The sequence below is a fragment of the Sanguibacter sp. 25GB23B1 genome (genome assembly GCF_040012415.1).
GTDB lineage: Bacteria > Actinomycetota > Actinomycetes > Actinomycetales > Cellulomonadaceae > Sanguibacter.
Genome location: NZ_JBDYKL010000041.1, coordinates 15,021 through 32,376 on the forward strand (window position 1 = coordinate 15,021; position 17,356 = coordinate 32,376).

14 protein-coding genes are annotated in these 17,356 nt (G+C 70.7%); 13 read left to right on the plus strand and 1 reads right to left on the minus strand.

Going from position 1 to position 17,356, the window contains the following annotated elements; all coding sequences use genetic code 11:
- Positions 1-73 precede the first annotated feature (73 nt).
- The gene (locus ABKW26_RS17800; protein WP_348595399.1) at positions 74-2,254 is read right to left on the minus strand and encodes an EAL domain-containing protein; all 2,181 of its coding nucleotides are present in this window, start codon (positions 2,252-2,254) and stop codon (positions 74-76) included.
- A gap of 97 nt (positions 2,255-2,351) precedes the next feature.
- Here ABKW26_RS17800 and ABKW26_RS17805 point away from each other — a divergent pair, with 97 nt between their 5' ends.
- From ABKW26_RS17805 to metK, 13 genes are all read left to right on the plus strand, one after another.
- Positions 2,352-4,076 (plus strand): AMP-binding protein, encoded by a 1,725-nt coding sequence (locus ABKW26_RS17805; protein ID WP_348595401.1) that lies wholly within the window; start codon positions 2,352-2,354, stop codon positions 4,074-4,076.
- A 183-nt stretch (positions 4,077-4,259) separates the two neighbouring features.
- Positions 4,260-4,853, plus strand: coding sequence for a bifunctional pyr operon transcriptional regulator/uracil phosphoribosyltransferase PyrR (gene pyrR, locus ABKW26_RS17810; protein WP_348595403.1), 594 nt, complete (start codon positions 4,260-4,262; stop codon positions 4,851-4,853).
- Positions 4,850-5,869 (plus strand): aspartate carbamoyltransferase catalytic subunit, encoded by a 1,020-nt coding sequence (locus tag ABKW26_RS17815; protein ID WP_348595404.1) that lies wholly within the window; start codon positions 4,850-4,852, stop codon positions 5,867-5,869. Before pyrR ends, ABKW26_RS17815 begins: the two co-directional genes overlap by 4 nt.
- Positions 5,866-7,236 carry a dihydroorotase gene (locus tag ABKW26_RS17820; RefSeq protein ID WP_348595406.1) on the plus strand — a complete coding sequence of 457 codons (1,371 nt, stop codon included), beginning with the start codon at positions 5,866-5,868 and terminating at the stop codon, positions 7,234-7,236. Before ABKW26_RS17815 ends, ABKW26_RS17820 begins: the two co-directional genes overlap by 4 nt.
- Positions 7,233-7,820, plus strand: a complete 588-nt coding sequence (locus ABKW26_RS17825) for a hypothetical protein (protein ID WP_348595407.1) — start codon at positions 7,233-7,235, stop codon at positions 7,818-7,820. The genes ABKW26_RS17820 and ABKW26_RS17825 overlap by 4 nt, the downstream gene beginning before the upstream one ends.
- On the plus strand, positions 7,817-9,082 hold the full coding sequence (gene carA / locus ABKW26_RS17830) for a glutamine-hydrolyzing carbamoyl-phosphate synthase small subunit (protein WP_348595408.1): 1,266 nt from the start codon (positions 7,817-7,819) through the stop codon (positions 9,080-9,082). The genes ABKW26_RS17825 and carA overlap by 4 nt, the downstream gene beginning before the upstream one ends.
- Before the next feature lies 1 nt (position 9,083).
- A complete protein-coding gene (gene carB / locus ABKW26_RS17835; protein ID WP_348595410.1) occupies positions 9,084-12,407 on the plus strand; it encodes a carbamoyl-phosphate synthase large subunit in 3,324 nt (1,107 codons plus the stop codon).
- A complete protein-coding gene (pyrF, locus tag ABKW26_RS17840; RefSeq protein WP_348595411.1) occupies positions 12,404-13,291 on the plus strand; it encodes an orotidine-5'-phosphate decarboxylase in 888 nt (295 codons plus the stop codon). The genes carB and pyrF overlap by 4 nt, the downstream gene beginning before the upstream one ends.
- Positions 13,292-13,419: 128 nt before the next feature.
- Positions 13,420-13,731, plus strand: a complete 312-nt coding sequence (gene mihF, locus ABKW26_RS17845) for an integration host factor, actinobacterial type (RefSeq protein ID WP_348595412.1) — start codon at positions 13,420-13,422, stop codon at positions 13,729-13,731.
- 2 nt (positions 13,732-13,733) lie between these two features.
- Positions 13,734-14,363: a guanylate kinase gene (gmk, locus tag ABKW26_RS17850; RefSeq protein ID WP_348595434.1), complete on the plus strand. Its 630-nt coding sequence runs from the start codon at positions 13,734-13,736 to the stop codon at positions 14,361-14,363.
- Positions 14,364-14,494: 131 nt separating this feature from the next.
- The gene (gene rpoZ / locus ABKW26_RS17855; RefSeq protein WP_348595413.1) at positions 14,495-14,782 is read left to right on the plus strand and encodes a DNA-directed RNA polymerase subunit omega; all 288 of its coding nucleotides are present in this window, start codon (positions 14,495-14,497) and stop codon (positions 14,780-14,782) included.
- Positions 14,783-14,826: 44 nt separating this feature from the next.
- Entirely contained in the window at positions 14,827-16,068 is a 1,242-nt protein-coding gene (gene coaBC / locus ABKW26_RS17860) for a bifunctional phosphopantothenoylcysteine decarboxylase/phosphopantothenate--cysteine ligase CoaBC (RefSeq protein WP_348595415.1), read from the plus strand.
- Between the two features lie 84 nt (positions 16,069-16,152).
- On the plus strand, positions 16,153-17,346 hold the full coding sequence (gene metK, locus ABKW26_RS17865; RefSeq protein WP_348595416.1) for a methionine adenosyltransferase: 1,194 nt from the start codon (positions 16,153-16,155) through the stop codon (positions 17,344-17,346).
- Positions 17,347-17,356: the final 10 nt, after the last annotated feature.

Sequence of the window (17,356 nt, forward strand, 5' to 3'; positions counted from 1 at the left end):
GAGTATGACGAAGGGCCAGACCGACTCGGTCTGGCCCTTCGTCATACCCGCGACGGCCTGGCGGCGAAGGCGCTCAGCGCACCGGTAGGTGCGCGGCCGGCCGGCCGAGCATGTTGCCCTGCGCCTGCGTCACACCCAGCTCGACGAGCGCGTGCAGCTCGTCGACGCGCTCGACGCCTTCGGCGACGATCTCGAGGCCGTGCGCGGTCGCCAGCGTGACGATCGCCTGGAGCACGGCGCGTCCGGCGACGCTCCCGATGTCGCGGACGAACGACTGGTCGATCTTGAGGATGTCGATCGGCAGCGACGCGAGTCGGGCGAGCGAGTTGTACCCGGTACCGAAGTCGTCGAGAGCGATCTTGGCACCCCGCTCCCGGAGCTGGGCGAGGATGCTCGCGGTCTGCAGCGAGTCGTGGAGGAGGGCGCTCTCGGTGATCTCGATCGTCAGGCGCTCCCAGGGCCGCTCGCCCCAGGCGTCCGTGAGGTCGACGAGGAACGACGGCTCCGCGAGCTGGCGTGCGCTGATGTTCACGGCGACGGGCAGCTCGAACCGCTCGGTCGCGTCGAACGCCTGGCGGAACGTCATGTTGCCGATGTTGACGATGAGGCCGGAGTCCTCGGCATAGTCGATCCAGTCGGCCGGCGCCCGCAGCTTCCCGTCGTGCTCCCAGCGGGCGAGAGCCTCGAGCCCCAGCACGTGGAGCGTCGTCGTGTCGACGATGGGCTGGAAGTGCACGCAGAAGTGCTCCTGGTCGACGGCGACGTCGATCTCGCGGCGCAGTCGTGCCTCGGCGGCGACTCGGGACTCGAGCTTGTGGTCGAAGAACACGACCCCCGACTTCTTGCGCTTCGCCTCGAGCATCGCCGTGTCGGCGCAGCGCAGCAGGGCGTCGGGCTCGATCGGCGTCCCGGGGTCCCAGCTGGTCACGCCGACGCTGATCCGAGGGATGGATCGGGTGGTCGTCGCGGCCTGGAACTCGTCCCTGATGCGTTGCGCGAGGGCGACGAGGGTCTCCTCGGAGATCGCCCGCTCGACCACGACGACGAACTCGTCGCCTCCGATGCGCGCGACGAAGACGTCGCTGCCGACGGTCTTGCGCAGGTGGGAGGCGGCTAGCACGAGCAGGTGGTCTCCCCACGCGTGACCGTACTGGTCGTTCGCACGCTTGAAGCCGTCGAGGTCGGCGTAGAAGAGTCCCACCCGTGTGCGCTCGACGTTGGCGCGCTCGAGCGCGTTGATGAGGTGGTCCTCGAGGGCGTTGCGGTTCGGCAGCCCGGTGAGACCGTCGGTGAAGGCAGCGCGGCTGAGCCGGTCTGCGAGGGCGTGGCGTTCGGCCGCGGAGGAGACGATGTTCGCGAGGGCGAGGAGGAACTTGCGCTCGGTGGGGTCGGCGATGCTCCGTGCCGGGGCGAGCTCTGTGACGAAGCGACCGCGAGAGAGGGTGCGGATGCTGCCGCGCACCGTCGGGTCGTCGAGGATCGTGCGGGCCTCGTCCTCGGCTCGGCGCAGGAGCGCGTGGGGGTCCTTGACGTACCACGCGAGGTTGCTGATGCGTGCCTGCGCGTCGCGCATCGTGCCCTGGAGCTCGACGTTGAGCTGACCGTGGCGGATGCGGCGCAGCGCGAGCGTCTCGAGGGAGACGATGAGCGGGATGAGCCACGCGCTGGTCAGCGCGGAGCGGACGGCCGGGTCGGGGAGGACGAACGAGAGGACGAGGAGGGTGACCGCGAGGGCGCCGGCCGCGAGGAGGGCGTTGCGGGTCCTCTTGCGTGGGCTGTTGAGGATCGTCAGGACGAGGTAGACGCCGACGATCGCTGCGGGGACGAGCAGCGTCGCGGTGTTGAGGGCGACCTGGTAGGCGTCGGTGCGTGGTTCGCTGCGGGGCGTGACGATGCCGGCGGCGAGGAGCACGATGTGGCCGAGGAAGAAGGCGCTGGCCGTGACGAGGTACCAGCGGTACGGTCGCCCGTCGGCGAAGGACTGCGCCACGGGGAGCGCGAGCAGGAGTGCTGCTGCGAGCGCGGTGGTGGCGACGACGGTGAGGATGTGGTGGATCGTGCCGGCGGGGGTCGCGGCTGCGAGCGCGTCGGTGAGGAAGACGATGGTGAGGGCGATGGACCACAGGAGGGTCCATCGTGCTCGTGGTCGTTGTTCGTCGGTGCGCCAGACGGTATGGAGGACGCAAAGGCCGGCTACGAGACCGGCGGCGACGCATTGCGCCATGACGGTCCATATCGCTGTGGAGGCGTACATGAGTCCTTTATCGGCAGTCGGTGGGTGATCTTGAGTGGTGGGGTGGGCGATGGTCGTACGGGTAGTAACTTACGGGTGCGTAGGTTAGTGTTCGAGGGTGATCTCGACCGATGAGCAGCGACCGTGGTTGGCTTCCTATGCGCCGGATGTCGCGGCTGACGTGGTGGTGCCGGACGAACCGTTGACGGCTGCGCTGGAGCGTGCTGCGGTGGCGCACCCGGAGCGTGTGGCGTTGGACTTCATGGGTCGGACGACGACGTATGCGGAGCTGGCCGAGGAGGTGCGGCGGGCGGCGTCTGCGTTGGTGGGGCTGGGTGTTGTCCCGGGGGACCGGGTGGCTGTGGCGCTCCCGAACTGTGCGGCGCACGTGGTGGTGTTCTATGCCGTCCTGCGGATCGGCGCTGTGGTCGTGGAGCACAACCCGTTGTACACCGAGTCTGAGCTGGCGCACCAGCTGGCGGACTCGGGGGCTGTCGTGGCGGTGTGCTGGGAGCAGACGGCTGGTGCGGTGGCGAGGGTGCAGGACCGGACGGCGGTGCGGGCTGTCGTGGCGGTGGACCTGACGCGTGACCTGCCGCGTCTGAAGCGTCTGGCGCTGGGTCTGCCGATCCCGAAGGCGAGGTCGTTGCGGTCGGCGATGCGGGCGTCGGTGCCTGCGGGGGTGCTGCGGTGGGAGTCGTTGGTGGGGGCTGCGTCGGTGCTGTCGGTGGATCATCCGTCGCCGTCGGGGGAGGACCTGGCGCTGCTGCAGTACACGGGTGGGACGACCGGGACGCCGAAGGGTGCGATGCTCTCGCACCGCAACCTCGTGGCGAACGCGGTGCAGGGGGCTGAGTGGACGGGGGCCGCGCGTGCGGCGGCGGCGGGTGAACCGGGGGAGGTCGTGTACGGGGTGCTCCCGTTCTTCCACGCGTTCGGTCTGACGCTGTGCTTGTCCTATACGGTGCGGATCGCGGCGACCCTGGTGCTGTTCCCGAAGTTCGACGTGGAGTCGGTTCTCGCGGCGCAGAGGCGGCGGCCGGGGACGTTCTTGCCTGCGGTGCCGCCGATGCTCGACCGTCTGGCGGCGGCGGCGAAGGAGTCCGGTGCGGACCTGTCGTCGTTCCGGTATGCGATCTGTGGTGCGATGCCGTTGTCTGCGCGGACGGCGGCGGCGTGGGAAGAGGTGACGGGTGGTCTCGCGATCGAGGGGTACGGCATGACGGAGACGTCGCCGGTCGCGCTGGGCAACCCGGTGTCGGACGCTCGTCGTCCGGGGAGCCTGGGGGTCCCGTTCCCGTCGACGTGGATCCGGGTGACGGATCAGGACGACCCGTCGACGGTGGTCGCGGCTGGTGGTCGCGGTGAGCTGCAGGTGAGCGGTCCACAGGTGTTCTCCGGGTACTGGCAGCGTCCGGAGGAGAGCGCGGAGTGCCTGCTCGAGGCGGACGGTCGGACGTGGGTGCGCACGGGTGACGTCGTGGTCGTGGACGAGGACGGTTATGCCACGGTGGTGGACCGTATCAAGGAGATGATCATCACGGGAGGCTTCAAGGTCTTCCCGTCGCAGGTGGAGGAGTGGTTGCGCCAGATGCCGGGTGTCGAGGACGTCGCGGTCGTCGGTGTTCCGAGCGGTGACATGGGGGAGAAGGTCGTGGCGGCGGTCGTCCTCGCGGAGGGGACGCGCACGCTCGACCTCGAGGCGGTGCGGTCCTGGTGCGAGCAGCACCTGGCGCGCTATGCGCTGCCGCGTCAGCTCGTGGTGCTCGAGGATCTTCCGCGGTCGCAGATAGGCAAGGTCTTGCGTCGCGTGGTCCGGGACCAGATCCTCGCGACCGCCTGACGCGGCGGCGGGGCGTCCACGACGCGGTCACCCGACGGTCTCCTGGGGAGCGACACGGTACGATCGCTGCATCCTGCAAGACATCCTTTAAGAGCCGTCCTGAGAGGCGGAGAAGGAGGTCGCCAGATGACTTCTGGCCCCGGCACGCCTTCGCACGACCACAGCTTGTCCGACACCTCCAGCGTGTCCCTTCCCCCCGAGTCGACCGAGGTCCTCGGGGCGACGGAGATCTCCCGGGCGCTGACACGCATCGCGCACGAGATCCTCGAGCGCAACAAGGGCGGGTCCGACGTGATCCTCCTGGGGATACCCACCCGCGGCGTCCCGCTCGCGCAGCGCCTCGCTCACCGGCTCGCCGACGTCGAGCCTGGCCTCGACGTGGGTGCGCTCGTCGGGACGCTCGACGTGACGATGCACCGAGACGACCTGCACCGCCAGCCGCCGCGGGCGATCGGGAGCACCGACCTGCCTGACGGTGGGATCGACGACAAGGTCGTCGTCCTCGTGGACGACGTCCTGTTCTCCGGACGCACCATCCGCGCGGCCCTCGACGCGTTGAGCGACATCGGCCGCCCCCGCGCCGTCCAGCTCGCCGCGCTCGTGGACCGCGGTCACCGAGAGCTGCCGATCCGCCCTGACTACGTCGGCAAGAACCTTCCCACGTCGCTCAGCGAGCGGGTGAGTGTCCGCCTCGCGGAGATCGACGGCGAGGATGCCGTCCTCATCGGCCAGCACCCTGCACCGACCGACCGCGAGCGCGCGGAGGGGGACCGGTGAAGCACCTCCTGACGACGAAGGACCTGTCACGCGAGGACGCGATCCGCATCCTCGACACGGCGGCGCAGATGGCTGCGACGCAGTCGCGGGAGATCAAGAAGCTGCCGACCCTGAGGGGCCGGACGGTCGTGAACCTCTTCTTCGAGGACTCCACGCGGACGCGCATCTCGTTCGAGACTGCGGCCAAGCGGTTGTCGGCGGACGTCATCAACTTCTCGGCGAAGGGGTCGAGCGTCTCGAAGGGGGAGTCGCTCAAGGACACGGCGCTCACGCTGCAGGCGATGGGGGCGGACGCGGTCGTCATCCGCCATCAGGCGTCGGGTGCGCCGCACACGCTGGCGAACGCAGGCTGGGTCGAGGCCGCGGTGATCAACGCGGGGGACGGGATGCACCAGCACCCTACGCAGGCGCTGCTCGACGCGTACACGATGCGTCGGCACCTCATGCCGCGTGTGGGGCGCGAGCCGGGTGGGCCGGGGCCGAGCGCGGGCACGGGGCTCGACCTGGCGGGCCTGCGGGTGGCTGTGGTCGGTGACGTCCTGCACTCCCGGGTCGCGCGCTCCAACGTCCAGCTCCTGCACACCCTCGGTGCGCACGTGACGCTCGTCGCGCCGCCCACGCTCGTGCCGGTCGGTGTCGAGGCGTGGCCGTGCGACGTGTCCTTCCATCTCGACGAGGTGCTCGCCGACGTCCAGCCGGACGCCGTGATGATGCTCCGGGTGCAGCGTGAGCGCATGAGCTCGTCGGGTGGCGGGTTCTTCCCCAGCCCGCTCGAGTACACGCGCAACTACGGCCTCGACGCCGAGCGGCTGCGGCTGCTCCCCGAGCACGCGATCGTCATGCACCCGGGCCCGATGAACCGCGGGCTCGAGATCTCGGCCGAGGCCGCCGACTCGCCCCGTGCGGTCATCGTGGAGCAGGTGGCCAACGGGGTCGCCGTCCGGATGGCCGTGCTCTACCTCCTGCTCGCAGGGGACGTCTCCCAGAACAGCTCCCACGAGAGGGCAGAACGATGACCCACGCCAGCGCACCGGTCCCGGCGCACGCACCGACGACCTACCTCCTGCGCGACGTCGCGCCCCTCGGCGGCGATCGCGTCGACCTGCTCCTCGCGGACGGGATCATCGCCGAGATCGTGCCGTCCGGGACGGCTGTCCCCGCCGACGGCACGGTCGTCGTCGAGGCAGGGCACCTCGTCGCCCTCCCCGGGCTCGTGGACCTCCACACGCACCTGCGCGAGCCCGGTCGCGAGGACGCGGAGACCATCCGGTCCGGCACCCGTGCCGCCGCCGTCGGTGGCTTCACCGCCGTGCACGCGATGGCGAACACCACCCCGGTGCAGGACACCGCGGGTGTCGTCGAGCAGGTCTGGCGCCTGGGCACCGACGCCGGGTGGACGGACGTCCACCCGGTCGGCGCCGTGAGCGTCGGACTCGAGGGCACCCACCTCGCCGAGCTCGGCGCCATGGCCCACTCGGCTGCGCAGGTGCGTGTCTTCTCGGACGACGGCAAGTGCGTCGCCGACCCCATCCTCATGCGCCGCGCGCTCGAGTACGTCAAGGCGTTCGACGGCGTCATCGCCCAGCACTCCCAGGAGCCCCGCCTCACCGAGGGCGCCCAGATGAACGAGGGGGTCGTCTCCGCAGAGATCGGCCTCGCCGGGTGGCCCGCGGTCGCCGAGGAGGCGATCATCGCCCGCGACGTCCTCCTCGCCGAGCACGTCGGCTCCCGGCTCCACGTGTGCCACCTGTCGACCGCCGGGTCGGTCGCCCTCATCCGGTGGGCGAAGTCGCGCGGCATCCGCGTCACCGCCGAGGTGACCCCCCACCACCTCGGCCTCACCGACGAGCTCGCGCGCGACTACGACCCGCTGTTCAAGGTCAACCCGCCGTTGCGCACCGCCGCCGACGTCGAAGCCGTCCGAGAGGGCCTCGCCGACGGCACCATCGACATCGTCGCGACCGACCACGCCCCGCACACCCGCGAGGACAAGGACTGCGAGTGGGCCGCCGCCGCGTTCGGCATGACGGGCCTCGAGACGGCGCTGAGCGTCGTGCAGCAGACGATGGTCGACACCGGCCGCATGACCTGGGCAGACGTCGCCCGGGTCCTGTCGACGGCCCCCGCACAGATCGGCCGCATCACCGACGGCCCCCGCCCACAGGGACGACCCCTCGCGGTCGGAGAGCCGGCGAACGTCGTCCTCGTCGACCCGGCCGTGCGCCGCGTCGTGCGCCCCGCCGAACAAGCGACCGCGAGCGCGAACTCGCCCTTCGGCGGGTACGAGCTGCCGGGTCAGGTCATGGCGACGTTCCTGCGTGGCCGTGCCACCGTCCTCGACGGTGCACCGGTCGAGCCGGCCTCGGCGGGCGGTGCCCGATGAACATGCCCTTCCCCGTGGCCGTCGGCCTGTGGATCGTGCTCGGTCTGGCGATCCTCCTCGTCATGTGGCGTGGGTGGCGCAGCGCGCGCGCCCGCGGAGCGAGCGTCGTGGGCACCCTGCCGCAGGCGCCCGCCGAGCTCGGTGGGGCACGGACGGAACCGATCGTCGGGACGTACGTCTCGAGCACGACGGCGGGGGACTGGCTCGGCCGGGTCGCCGCACGCGACCTCGGTGTGCGCTCCGCCGCGACGGTCCAGGTCTTCGACGCCGGTGTGCGCATCGAGCGGCGCGGCGCCACGGACGTGTTCGTCCCCGCAGCCTCCCTCCGTGGTGTGCGCCGGACGCCCGGCATGGCCGGGAAGTACGTCGGCGGTGAGGGCATCGTCGTCATCGAGTGGTCCGCGACCGCGCCCGACGGCAGCCCGGCCCCCCTCGACACCGGCATCCGCACCCAGCACAAGGCCGACCGTGCCCTCCTCGTCGCGGCCGTCGACGCCGTGGCCGCGAGCGCGGCCGGTGCATCCACCCTGCACGGTGCCTCCGATTCCCCTGACTCGCAGAACGACCCGAAGGAGCCCCAGTGAGCACGCAGCTGCACGCGACCAAGCCGTCCGGAGAGGTCGTCTCCGACGCGGCCCTCCTCGTCCTCGAGGACGGGCGCACGTTCCCGGGTCGTGCCTACGGTGCAACCGGGACCACCACGGGCGAGATCGTCTTCAACACCGGCATGACCGGGTACCAGGAGACGCTCACCGACCCGTCGTACCACCGGCAGATCGTCGTCATGACGGCCCCGCACATCGGGAACACCGGTGTGAACCTCGCGGACCCCGAGTCGGCGAAGATCTGGGTGACGGGCTTCGTCGTGCGCGACCCTGCCCGTCGGCCGTCGAACTGGCGCTCCGAGGGGTCGCTCCAGGACGAGCTCGTGCACCAGGGCGTCGTCGGGATCTCCGACATCGACACGCGTGCCCTGACGCGTCACCTGCGCGACCGCGGTGTCATGCGTGGGTCCATCGTCTCCGGTGACGACCTGCTCGTGAACGGGTACCCGCGGTCGATCGAGGACCTCGTGGCGCAGGTGCGCTCAGCGCCCTCGATGGCCGGCGCGGACCTCGCGGGCGAGGTGAGCACCGACGCCGCGTACGTGATCGAGCCGCTCGGTGACTTCGCCGGGCAGGCGCCGCTCAAGACCGTCGTCGCCGTGGACCTCGGCATCAAGTCGATGACCCCGCAGCGCCTCGCCGAGCGAGGGATCCGCGTGCACGTCGTGCCGTCGTCCTCGACGATCGAGAACATCCTCGCGCTGGCGCCCGACGGTGTGTTCTTCTCCAACGGCCCCGGCGACCCGGGCGCCGCGACGCACGAGGTCGAGCTCCTGCGCGCGGTCCTCGACCGCGGGGTGCCGTACTTCGGCATCTGCTTCGGCAACCAGATCCTCGGGCGTGCGCTCGGCTTCGGCACGTACAAGCTCGCGTTCGGCCACCGCGGCATCAACCAGCCGGTCATGGACGTCGCGACCCGGCGGGTCGAGATCACGTCGCACAACCACGGCTTCGCGGTCGACGCGCCCATCGGTGCCGAGACCCTCGCCCCGCACGACCCCGAGCGGTACGGGCGCGTCGTCGTGTCCCACATCGGGCTCAACGACGACGTCGTCGAGGGGCTCGAGTGCCTCGACATCCCGGCGTTCTCCGTCCAGTACCACCCAGAGGCTGCCGCCGGCCCGCACGACGCCGCGTACCTCTTCGACCGTTTCCTCGACCTCATGACCTCGGGCGCACGCACGGCATCGGGCCTCTCGGCCGCGACCCCCGCCGGCGCGTCGTCCGCAAAGGAGAACTGACGTGCCTCGCAGACAAGACATCACCTCCGTCCTCGTCATCGGGTCCGGCCCGATCGTCATCGGCCAGGCGTGCGAGTTCGACTACTCGGGCACCCAGGCGTGCCGCGTGCTCAAGGAGGAGGGCCTGCGGGTCATCCTCGTGAACTCCAACCCGGCGACGATCATGACGGACCCCGAGTTCGCCGACGCGACCTACATCGAGCCGATCACGACCGAGGTGCTCACGACGATCATCGCGAAGGAGCGTCCCGACGCCGTCCTCGCGACCCTCGGCGGGCAGACCGCCCTCAACGCCGCGATCGCCCTCGACGAGGCCGGTGTCTTCGAGGAGTACGACGTCGAGCTCATCGGGGCGAACATCGCCTCGATCCAGAAGGGCGAGGACCGCCAGCAGTTCAAGGACGTCGTCGAGAAGTGCGGCGGCGAGTCCGCCCGCTCGGTCATCGTCCATCACGTCGACGACGCCCTCGCCGCCGCCGACGACCTCGGCTACCCGATGGTCGTGCGCCCCTCCTTCACGATGGGCGGCCTCGGCTCCGGCATCGCGTACGACGAGGCCGACCTGCGCCGCATCGTCGGCCAGGGCCTGCACTACTCGCCGACCACCGAGGTGCTCCTCGAGGAGTCCATCCTCGGCTGGAAGGAGTACGAGCTCGAGCTCATGCGCGACAAGCACGACAACGTCGTCGTCGTGTGCTCGATCGAGAACGTCGACCCCGTCGGCGTCCACACCGGCGACTCGGTGACCGTCGCGCCCGCGCTGACGCTCACGGACCGCGAGTACCAGAACCTGCGCGACATCGGCATCGCCGTCATCCGCGAGGTCGGCGTCGACACGGGTGGCTGCAACATCCAGTACGCCGTGCACCCGGACACCGGCCGCGTCATCGTCATCGAGATGAACCCCCGCGTCTCGCGCTCCTCGGCGCTGGCGTCGAAGGCGACCGGCTTCCCGATCGCGAAGATCGCCGCGAAGCTTGCCGTGGGCTACACGCTCGACGAGATCTCCAACGACATCACCGGTTCCACGCCGGCGTCGTTCGAACCCTCGCTCGACTACGTCGTCGTCAAGGTGCCCCGTTTCGCGTTCGAGAAGTTCCCGGCGGCCGACGACACCTTGACGACCACGATGAAGTCCGTGGGCGAGGCCATGTCCATGGGTCGCAACTTCACCGAGGCCCTCGGTAAGGCGTTGCGTTCCCTGGACAAGACCGGTGCCGAGTTCCACTGGGACGGCGAACCGGTCGCGGGGGACGCGCTCGACGCCCTCCTCGTCGAGATCGCCCGTCCTACCGAGCGTCGCCTCGTCCAGACCCAGCAGGCCCTGCGTGCAGGGGCGACCCTCGAGCAGGTGTTCGAGGCCACGAAGATCGACCCGTGGTATCTCGACCAGATCCAGCTCATCAACGAGATCGCCGCCGAGGTCGCAGGCGCCGACGCGCTCACGCACGACGTGCTCCAGCGCGCCAAGCGCCACGGGCTCTCCGACGTCCAGATCGCCAAGCTCCGCGGCATCACCGGCGCCCACGGCGCCGGCGAGGCGACCGTCCGCGAGGTCCGCAAGGCCCTCGGCGTGCGCCCTGTCTTCAAGACGGTCGACACGTGTGCCGCGGAGTTCGAGGCCGAGACCCCGTACCACTACTCCACCTACGACTCCGAGACCGAGGTGCGCCCCCGCGAGCGCGAGGCCGTCCTCATCCTCGGTTCCGGGCCCAACCGCATCGGGCAGGGCATCGAGTTCGACTACTCGTGCGTGCACGCGGCCCTCGCACTCAAGGGCGACTACGAGACCGTCATGGTCAACTGCAACCCCGAGACCGTCTCGACCGACTACGACACCGCCGACCGCCTGTACTTCGAGCCGTTGACCTTCGAGGACGTCCTCGAGGTCTACGAGGCCGAGCTCGCCGCCGGGCCGATCAAGGGCATCATCGTCCAGCTCGGCGGGCAGACCCCGCTGAGCCTCGCCCAGCGCCTCGCCGACGCGGGCCTGCCGATCCTCGGCACCTCGCCCGAGGCGATCAACGCCGCGGAGGACCGGGCCGAGTTCGGTCGCGTCCTGGCCGAGGCGAACCTCCCGGCGCCGGCCTTCGGCACGGCGACCACCCTGCTCGCCGCCACGGAGATCGCTGCAGGCATCGGCTACCCGGTCCTCGTGCGCCCGTCCTACGTGCTGGGCGGGCGCGGCATGGAGATCGTCTACAGCGAGGAGCAGCTCACCGGCTACGTCGAGCGTGCGCTCGGCGAGGTCGCCCTCGCCGGCGGGCACCTCGCCCCGATCCTCATCGACCGCTTCCTCGACGACGCGATGGAGATCGACGTCGACGCGCTCTACGACGGGACCGAGATGTTCCTCGGGGGAGTCATGGAGCACATCGAGGAGGCCGGCATCCACTCCGGCGACTCCGCGTGCGTCCTGCCCCCCGTGTCGCTGAGCGAGGGTGAGATCGAGCGCATCCGCCGCTCCACCGAGGCGATCGCCAAGGGCGTCGGTGTCCGCGGCCTGCTCAACGTGCAGTTCGCCCTCGTCTCGGACATCCTCTACGTGCTCGAGGCCAACCCGCGCGCGTCGCGCACCGTGCCGTTCGTGTCCAAGGCGACCGGCGTCCCGCTCGCCAAGGCGGCGGCGCTCGTCATGGTCGGGCACACCATCGCCGACCTGCGGTCCTCCGGCGTCCTCCCGACGGAGGGCGACGGAGGATCGATCGACCTCGATGCCCCCATCGCGGTCAAGGAGGCCGTGCTGCCGTTCAAGCGGTTCCGCACCGCCGACGGCGTCGCCGTCGACACGGTTCTCGGTCCGGAGATGCGCTCGACCGGCGAGGTCATGGGCTTCGACGTCGACTTCCCGACGGCCTTCGCCAAGTCCCAGGCTGCCGCCTTCGGCGGGCTGCCCACCTCGGGCTCGGTGTTCGTCTCGGTCGCCGACCGGGACAAGCGCCAGATCGTCTTCCCGGTCAAGCGTCTCGCGGAGCTCGGCTTCGAGATCCTCGCCACGGCCGGGACCGCGAACGTGCTGCGCCGCAACGGGATCGCCTCGACCATCGTCCGCAAGTACTCCTCCGGGCGCGGTGCGGACGGCGAGCCGACCATCGTCGACCTCATCACCGACGGCCAGGTCGACATGGTCGTCAACACGCCCTCCGGCCAGGGTGCGCGCGCCGACGGCTACGAGATCCGGGCAGCGACCACGGCAGCGGACAAGCCGATCGTCACGACCGTCGCCCAGCTCGCTGCAGCCGTCCAGGGCATCGAGGCCGTCCTCGCCGGGCCCTTCGACGTGCGCAGCCTCCAGGAGTACGTCCGGGCAGGTGAAGGCCAGTGACGGTCCAGGCTGACGCTCCGGCCGAGACCGTCCCCGCGCCCTTCGGGGCGCGGCTCGCGCGCGCCATGCTCGCGCACGGCCCGCTCTGCGTCGGCATCGACCCGCACCCCGGCCTGCTCGCGGCCTGGGGGCTGTCCGACGACGCCGGGGGCGTGCGGGACTTCTCCCTGACGGTCATCGACGCGCTCGGCGGTCAGGTCGCAGCGCTCAAGCCGCAGTCCGCCCTGTTCGAGCGGCACGGATCGGCGGGCATCGCTGTCCTCGAGGAGGTGATCGCGGTCGCCCGCTCCGCCCGGACATTGACTGTCGTCGATGCCAAGAGGGGGGACATCGGGTCGACGATGACCGCCTACGCCGAGGCCTACCTGCGCGACGGCTCGCCGCTCGCCGGCGACGCGCTCACCGTGTCGCCGTACCTCGGCTTCGGCTCGCTCGCTCCCGCGGTCGACATGGCCCTCGCCAACGGTCGCGGGCTCTTCGTCCTGTGCCTCACGTCCAACCCCGAGGGTGCGCAGCTCCAGCACGCGCGCGACGGAGAACGGTCCGTCGCCGCTCGCGTCGCACTCGGAGCGGGCGAGGCGAACGCGGCGGCCAGGGAGCAAGGCACCCTGGGCTCGATCGGTCTCGTCGTCGGTGCCACCATCGGAGACGGAGCCCACACCGCGGGCGTCGACCTCACGGCCGTCAACGGACCGCTGCTCGCCCCGGGCGTCGGCGCACAGGGTGCCGGCGGGCCGGAGCTGGCCGCCGTCTTCGGCGACGCCCGCGCCGCCGTCCTCGCCTCGTCGTCCCGCGGGGTGCTCGGCGCCGGACCCGACGCGCGCGCCCTCCTGGCTGCTGCCCGACGGTCCGCGGACGAGGCCGGAGCGGCCCTGCGCGGCTAGAGCGACGACCCGGCACGCCCGCCGAGAGACGGCCAGGAGCGCACCTCCTGACCGTTCCCGTTGCCGACCAGCCGGATCGTGGCTAGTTTCGCAAGTATGTTTCCGCTCGTCCGAAGAAGGTGACCGGAGTGGCCCTACCTGAACTGACCCCCGAGCAGCGCTCAGCAGCGCTGGAGAAAGCGGCGATCGCTCGCCGAGCCCGTGCGGAAGTCAAGAACCGTCTGAAGTACTCTTCAGGTGCACTCTCCGACGTCGTCAAGCAGGGCCAGACCGACGACATCATCGGCAAGCTCAAGGTCGTCTCCCTGCTCGAGTCCCTCCCCGGAGTCGGGAAGGTCAAGGCCCGGGCGATCATGGCGGAGATCGGCATCGCCGAGAGTCGTCGAGTGCGCGGACTGGGCCCGCACCAAGCGGCTGCCCTCATCGAAAGGTTTGGCTGATCATCGCTGTCCCGTCGCAACCGCACCGCCCTGTCGTCCCCGGTCAGCCCTCGCAGGCGGCCCGGCTCACGGTCCTCGCCGGACCGACGGCCGTCGGCAAGGGAACCGTCTCGGCCGACATCCGCACCCGCTACCCGCAGGTGTGGCTGTCGGTGTCGGCCACGACACGTGACCCCCGGCCCGGGGAGATCGACGGGGTGCACTACCACTTCGTCGGTCCCGCGCGGTTCCAGGAGATGATCGAGCGGGGAGAGCTCCTCGAGTGGGCGGTCGTCCACGGGCACAACAGCTACGGGACGCCGCGCGCTGCGGTCGAGGAAAAGCTCGCTGCCGGGGTTCCCGCGCTTCTCGAGATCGATCTGCAAGGGGCACGCCAGGTCCGGGCGACGATGCCCGACGCCCGGTTCGTCTTCCTCGCTCCGCCCAGCTGGGAAGAGCTCGAGCGCCGCCTCGTCGGGCGCGGGACCGAGGGCGCAGAAGAGCGTGAGCGTCGCCTCGCCACGGCGCGGGTCGAGCTCGCAGCAGAGCCGGAGTTCGACCACGTGATCGTCAACGACGACGTCCAGCGGGCGACGGACGAGATCATGTCCGTCATGGGTCTGCGTCCCGCCCCCGCCGCCACAGGGGTCTGAGCGACGACACGAGGCACCTCCGAGGCCTGGCAGAGGGCTCGGACGCAGTAGACTGGTCGACTGATCCCGCAATCCCCGTGCCTGGACATGCCTCGTGCATGGTCACGCACCTGCACGTTCGGAGTTCATCTGTGTCTGGAACCGTTGCCGCACCCGTCGGAATCACCGACCCGCCCATCGACGACCTGCTCACCCGCGCAGACTCCAAGTACGCCCTCGTGGTGTTCTCGGCCAAGCGCGCCCGCCAGATCAACGCCTACTACTCCCAGCTGCACGAGGGCCTGCTCGAGTTCGTCGGCCCCCTCGTCGAGACGCGCCTGCAGGAGAAGCCCCTCTCCATCGCGATGCGCGAGATCAACGCCGGCCTCCTGAACATCGAGGCGACCGACGGCCCCTCGCGCGACATCAACGCGGCCTGACACACAGCCCCACCAGTCCGCGAAGCGCGACGAGAGAGCAGCCCATGCGCATCATCCTCGGCGTGAGCGGCGGCATCGCGGCCTACAAGTCGGTGCTCCTGCTGCGGATGCTCACCGAAGCCGGCCACCGCGTGCGCGTGGTCCCGACGGAGGCCGCGCTGCGCTTCGTCGGCGCCCCGACCTGGGAGGCGCTCTCAGGTGAACCGGTCACGTCCCGCGTCTTCGAGGACGTCGAGCACGTGCCCCACGTCTCCCTCGGACAGGGGGCCGACCTCGTCGTGGTCGCCCCGGCGACCGCCGACCTCCTCGCACGGATGGCAGGAGGCCGGTCGGACGACCTCCTCACAGCCACGCTCCTCACAGCCCGGTGCCCGGTGCTCGTCGCCCCGGCGATGCACACCGAGATGTGGACCCACCCCGCCACGGAGGCGAACGTCCGTCTCCTGCGAGAGCGCGGGGTTCACGTCCTCGATCCCGCGTCGGGGCGCCTGACCGGCAAGGACACCGGTCCCGGACGGCTTCCCGAGCCGGACGAGATCGCCGCTGCAGCGATGGCCCTCGTCGCCCCGGAGGCGAAGGACGCGAGAGTGCGCGAGAGCGACGACCGTGCGCTCGACCTCCTCGGTCGCACGGTCGTCGTCTCGGCCGGCGGGACGCGCGAGCCGATCGACCCGGTGCGCTTCCTCGGCAACCGCAGCACCGGACTGCAGGGATACGCCCTCGCGGAGGCGGCCTGCGCGCGCGGCGCGACGGTCGTCCTGGTCGCAGCGAACACGTCGCTCGCCGACCCCCACGGGGTCGAGGTCGTCCACGTCGAGACGACCGAGCAGCTGCGCTCCGCGGTGCGCAGCGCTGCGGGTGACGCCGACGTGGTCATCATGGCGGCGGCGGTCGCCGACTTCCGGCCGTCGTCGACCGTCGGGCACAAGATCAAGAAGAGCCCCGACGGAGTCGTGGCGCCCATCGAGCTCGTCGCGAACCCTGACATCCTCGCCGAGCTCGCGGCCGAACGGCTCATGCCCGGCCAGGTCGTCGTCGGCTTCGCTGCCGAGACCGGCGACGGTGACGGTGACGTGCTCGAGCACGGCCGTGCCAAGGCCCGCCGCAAGGGGGCCGACCTCCTCGTGGTCAACCAGGTCGGCGACGGCCGTGGCTTCGGAACGCCTGACAACGACGTGACCGTGCTCGGCGCGGACGGGTCCACCCTGGCGGCTGCGGCAGGCTCGAAGGCGCAGGTCGCAGACGTCGTGCTCGACTGCGTCCACACCTTCCTCGCACCGCGCTGACGCGGTTCCACCGGACGATCCGTCGCCCTGACCGCCCGCCGACCACCGGACAGGACGCCGCACGGGACGCCGTATCCTTGCCCCATGACTGATTCCCTGCGCCTCTTCACGTCGGAGTCCGTGACCGAGGGACACCCCGACAAGGTCTGCGACCAGATCTCCGACTCGATCCTCGACGCGCTGCTGGAACAGGATCCCGCGTCCCGCGTCGCGGTCGAGACGCTCGTGACGACAGGGCTCGTCCACGTGGCCGGAGAGGTGTCCACCGAGGCGTACGTCGAGATCCCGGCGATCGTGCGCCAGGTCGTCAAGACGATCGGCTACACATCGTCAGCCATCGGTTTCGACGGCGACTCGTGCGGAGTGTCGGTGTCGATCGGCCAGCAGTCCCCGGACATCGCGCAGGGCGTCGACAAGGCGCTCGAGCAGCGGATCGACTCGGGCGACCTCGACCCTCTCGACATGCAGGGAGCAGGCGACCAGGGCCTCATGTTCGGGTACGCCACCGACGAGACGGCGACGCTGCTGCCGCTGCCGATCTTCGCGGCCCACCGCCTCGCCGAGATGCTCGCACAGGTGCGCAAGGACGGTTCGGTGCCGGGCCTGCGTCCCGACGGCAAGACCCAGGTGACCATCGCCTACGACGGCGACCGTGCTGTCGGGGTCGACACCGTCGTCGTCTCGAGCCAGCACGACCCGGACGTCCGCCAGGACGACCTCGCCGCAGCAGTCGCCGAGCTCGTCGTCGCGCCCGTCCTCGGCGCCCTCGATCTGCCGAGCGCCGACCACCGGCTCATCGTCAACCCGACCGGCACGTTCGTCGTCGGCGGTCCGAAGGGCGACGCCGGCCTGACCGGACGCAAGATCATCGTCGACACCTACGGCGGCATGGCTCGTCACGGCGGCGGGGCGTTCTCCGGCAAGGACCCGTCCAAGGTCGACCGGTCCGCGGCCTACGCGACGCGCTGGGTCGCGAAGAACGTCGTCGCTGCCGGGCTGGCCCGTCGCTGCGAGGTGCAGGTCGCCTACGCGATCGGCAAGGCGCACCCTGTGGGCCTCTACGTCGAGACCTTCGGTACAGAGACCGCGCCTCTGGCGCGTATCACCGCGGCGATCAAAGCCGTGTTCGACCTGCGCCCCGGCGCGATCGTCCGTGACCTCGACCTCCTGCGCCCCATCTATGCCCAGACGGCCGCGTACGGGCACTTCGGACGGGAGCTGCCCGACTTCACGTGGGAGCGCACCGACCGCGTCGCGGACCTGCTCTCCGCCGTCTGATGGACCCTTC